Annotated in this window: 1 protein-coding gene; it reads right to left on the bottom strand. The window is 69.3% G+C overall.

From position 1 onward, the window contains the following. The coding region (locus ACWELQ_RS45655; RefSeq protein WP_452403184.1) for a condensation domain-containing protein at positions 1-1438 on the bottom strand (1438 nt) is incomplete at both ends.

Here is a 1438-nt window from a genome sequence, read left to right as displayed (position 1 = left end):
CGGTCGCGGACAGACCGCTGGGCATATCCGATTCGGCCCGCCTCGTGGAACCGGGATCCACGCTTGCGACGTAGCCGACGTGGACGGTGCCGATCATGCCCGGCGGGACGGGCCGCTGATCGTCGTCCAGCACCAGGATCCGAGCACCGGCTGCCGGGGAGACCGTGGCTGTACCGATCAACGAGCCGCGTGCCGCCACCCCGGGGAAGCCGGGCACCACGTACGCGTAGCCAGCGGTGGATTCGGCGGAGAGCGCGGGCAGCAGGTCGGGAAGCGCTGCGGGCCACTCGGTTCCGAGCACCTCCCAGTGCCGCACCGAGGGCAACAGGGAAACACCGGTATGCACGAACCGGGCCAGCGTGCCGGGATCGGCCGCGACCCGTGCGGGCCGGAACCGCTGGATCAGTTCGACCAGTGCCGTCGGATCCTGCCGCTGTGTCTCATCGGCGACGATCACGGTCGCATCCGCCGCGAGCGCGGCTGCCACCTCGACGCCGAGTTCGGTGCTGCCCCAGGCGGCGGCAACCAGTCTCGGCTCCGGACCGCCGACAGTGGCGTCCACGACGGGAGACTCCGGGGAGAAGCCGTCCATTCGGGTGAAGAACTCCCGGTAGGTGAGGGTTTCATCGCCGTAACGAACGGCGGGCCGATCCGCTGACGCGGAGTCGGCGAGGAGCCCGGCGACATCCAGGATCCGGCTCGCCCCGGTTCCCCACGCCGCCACGGCTTCTCTCTCGGCGGACGGCATCACGTCCAGGTCGCCGAGTGTGAGATCCGGGGTGTCGGCGTAGGCGGTGAGGACTCGCAGCATGCGCTGGGCGAGGAGGTGGCCGGTGGTCGGCTCGTAGAGGTCGGTGTTGACGATGACGCTGGCGTCGAAGCCGCCGTCAGCTCCCGCGAAGAAGTTGATGCTGAGGTCGAGCAGGGAGATGTCGAATTCGATGGGGAGAACGGAGATCTCGGCCTCACCGAGGCCCGCTTCACCGGCGGACCAGTCTTCCTCGCGGAAGTGCATCATGGCCTGGAACAGGGGGTTGCGGGAGCGGGAGCGAGGTGGGTTTACCGCCTCCACCACGCGTTCCAGGGGGACGTCCTGGTTGGCGTAGGCGGCGAGGGCGGTGGTGCGGGAGCGGTTCAGCAACGTGCGCAGGGTGGGATTGCCGGTGAGGTCGTTGCGCAGGACCACCATGTTCGCGAGCAGGCCGACCAGGTCGGACGCCACCGGGTAGGAGCGGCCCGCGACCGGGGTGCCGAGCGGAATATCCACTCCCCCACCGAGTTTGTGCAGCAGGGTGACGACGGCGGCCTGGTAGAGCATGAACTCCGACGCTCCGGCGGACTCGGCCAATGTCTTCAGGCGACGCCGCAGTTCGGCGGGCACCTCGAAGGACGTCATGCTGCCCTGTTTGCCGAGGACGGCGGGGCGGGGATGGTCGTG

It is taken from the genome of Nocardia sp. NPDC004722 (assembly GCF_053601505.1).
This window is presented reverse-complemented; position numbering and strand designations above follow the sequence as displayed.